This is a genomic window from Chamaesiphon sp. OTE_20_metabat_361, assembly GCF_031364565.1.
The window spans coordinates 1-3,370 of record NZ_JANLWO010000141.1; the positions used below are offsets into that span (position 1 = coordinate 1).

Annotated in this window: 1 pseudogene; it reads left to right on the forward strand. The window is 44.9% G+C overall.

The features are described 5' to 3' along the window. A pseudogene (locus tag RMO35_RS04005) lies at window positions 1–3,370 on the forward strand (hypothetical protein); the annotation flags it as partial.

Genomic DNA, 3,370 nt, shown 5'->3' on the forward strand with positions numbered 1-3,370 from the left:
GCCAAATTGGGTTCGGTGCAGGATTTATACGCCATCGGATTGGCAAAAGACGTGAGCATTCCCGTCCAGACTGCCATTCAAGATCTCCAACAGAAACAGATGGATCTCATCAGTCTGGCGGAAGATTACGTCCGCACCTTCAAAATCTCCCAGCAGGAAGAAGTAAGAAAGGGCAAACCCGAAGTCGAACTACCAGGAAATATCGCTTTCATCGATACGATCCTCGAATCTAAGAACTGGGGACTGCTCGAATTACCTAGCGTCCGTGCGAACCTCCAGGAATACGTGGACGGACAAATTAAGAATATTAATGAGGGAGCGATCTCATCAATGCGGGGTGAGTTTCGCCCGATTGTCGTTTGTGGCGAACTCAAGCATAATCAGATTGCTGGATCTGGACTCACGACTGGCGATAAACATGTCGCGCTGCGGTTTCCCGTTCTCAATCGCGGACAAGTCCAAGCGGTAACAGTCAATAACGATATTTCCTTCTTCCTCAATCCCGAACTAGAGGGAATTATCCCTGATGCCATTTATGTCGGTCGTCAAACGTTAGCAGAAATCGAGCAGGATGACCCTGAAACCTATCAACAGATTATCGAAGAGTTTGGATCGATCGAAGCAGCACGAGCATCTTGGCGGACGAATTTGGAGGCGATGAAGGCGGATTTCGATGGGGATCAGATCGCCCTATTTGCCGAACGAGATTATCCCAATTTCTATCAGGAAGTCGTCGATAACCTCACCCCAGAGAAGTTGATGCACTTCGTTTCTAAGGACAAGAAGCAACTAATCCAGAGTGAAGATCTACCAGGGATGGTGGTCGAACGGTTGAAGGATTATGTGGGAATTATCAATAGCAATCTGAGCAGAATTAACAAGCTCTATTCTAGTCTGGACTTTATTATTGCTGGTACGGAGGGGGATTTAAAATCGACGGAGAAACTTCAAGCCGAGACACTACAACTCATCTATGATTCTTTTCAAAAGTACCGAGATACTGCCGAATCACTGGTCGAGCCAGATGTCACCTTGAATCTCAACATTCCAGCGAAACTCCAAGCTACTTTCGATCGATTCGCACCCTTCTACAGTGTTGATTTTATTAAGCTGCAAGTAGATAATCCTCGCGCTCAATCCAATTACCTCTACACAGTTAAAGATTCGATCGCGATGGTACTTGGTGCTTACAAGAAGAAAAGCCTTGAAGCTACGCCGATTAACGCTAAGAAAGGAATCGTTTTCCCTCCAAATCTGATTGAGGATATGGAGCAAATGAAATTCATGAAGCTCAAGGCAATCCGTGAAGGTGGTGCGAATCCAGCATTGCTAGTTGAATACCTCGATAACTATGCCAAGATTCACGCCCAATTGAATAAGATTATCGATTTATCCCAGCCGTTAGTGTCTAACCTCAAATCGATCGATCCCCGCACTAATGAGGAAATCATCTTCACCACCAGCCTGAAAGTCACTCCCAACCATCCTTACGATCCCACTCAAATCGACAAATACCTCCACGACTATCAAACCATCGTGCTGAGAAAGTGCATTGAGGTAGTAGATAAAGAAAATCAACGATCGGTAGATTTCGTCAAATCGGGCGTAAAACCGAATGAGGGCACAGTTTATGCCGTCACCGACAAGCTCCCCGAACTCGATGCTAGCATCCAACTCCTCAAACGATTAATTATTGAAGAGAACCATCAAAATCGACTACCACCGAGCAGTAGCATGACCCTCAACGCACTAATCGGTCAATTACGATCTGTTCCGGTCGAGCCAGAAATGAAGGCAATGGTCGCCAATTTCCGCAATGATTATCAAAATCTGCAATCGACCATCGCATTAGAAACCCAAGCTTTGAAAGATTTCAAATATGGCAAACCGATCGTTCTAAATATTTACACCACCAATAACAGTAAAATCGTCGTTGGCAATTGTAATGTCAGTGAAATTAATACATTCCGTCAATTAGAGGGCAAAGGATCGATCGCGACCAGCGATGGTCTGGTAACGTTTTATCCAGATAATTCAATAAATTTTAAAGGCATTAAATATGAATACGTGTTGGGAGCTACTGCCAAAACTTCAGCCAAAATTGAAGGTAAACAGCAAATAAATGACTTTGAATTTGAAGTTCTCCACGACCGAATCGAAGAACTCAAAGCCGAATCGCGAGCAGTTTTAGCAGAATTTCGGAATGTCATCGAGCAAAGGGGATGGGATAAGCGGGAGGTCTTCGCAGCCACCGCTCAACTCGTGGGTGAAAAGGCCATATCCCAAGACTTTTTACTAAGTTGTTTGCCAGACACTTTAAACGAGTTTGTATTCGATCGAGGTGCCCAAAATATCATCTTGGACACAGAATATGCCAGCTATCTCACCATACCGACCGGATACTTTGTCACCACTGGTGAAAATGACACCAAAAATCTGCGAGCCTTGGCAGAAGTTGATGGTAAACAGCAGTGGATTGAAGCTGGTCGATTGACTGGCTATGGGATTCAACTGCTCGACAAAACTAGCTTCCAGGGCACGATCGAGCCTAACTACAATACTGTCACGTTCAAATCGCCACTGGAAGCAGGAACCCAGCGATCCGTACTGGTGGGCAAACTCACCAGCGAAGGGAAGAATTTAATCGATGGCGGGCAAGTTAGAGATCTCCGTATCGTCCGCACTCAGACACCCAGCTACAGATTGCTAGTGCCATCCGAGCAGATCGATATTCAGGTTAGCAACCTCGCCCCAGAGATTATCGCAGTATTATGCGATGATAAATCCACCCAATTAAAGCTCGATCGGCTGAAAATATTCGATAATAAATTTTCTGGCACGATGGTCATTAACGATCGAACTTACTATCTATCAGGGGTAAACTTCGATCGATTCGATAAAAAGAATCGGGATAATGTCACCGAATCCATTCGCAAAGAACAGTTTGAATCGATATCAGTCGAGATGGTGAGAGAACCCGAACTCGAATCGACGATCGAGGTTTACAGCAGTGCGACGAAGATTGGAGAGATTACTCAACCTGCCGAACAAAAGTTTTGGGGCAATCGGATTAACGAGCTTGCAGATACCAAGGAGATCTCGATTAAGGTACAGAGTACGATCCCCAAACAAGTTGGATATAAAATATCGATCGATGAAAATACTCTTTATAACAGTAATGTCTGGGCAGATGTCGAACCAGCCAGGACTTATCAACGTAGCAAGGATGAGGTGCAAAGTCCACGTTTAACCGATCGAGAACGCAAAGGGAATGAATTTAAGAGTGGGAGATTTAAGGCTGTCCTTGAGGATGCAAGCCGCAACCTGCGTCGTCAAGCCGACTATAATTCTTTTCCACAGTCTTTTTCAG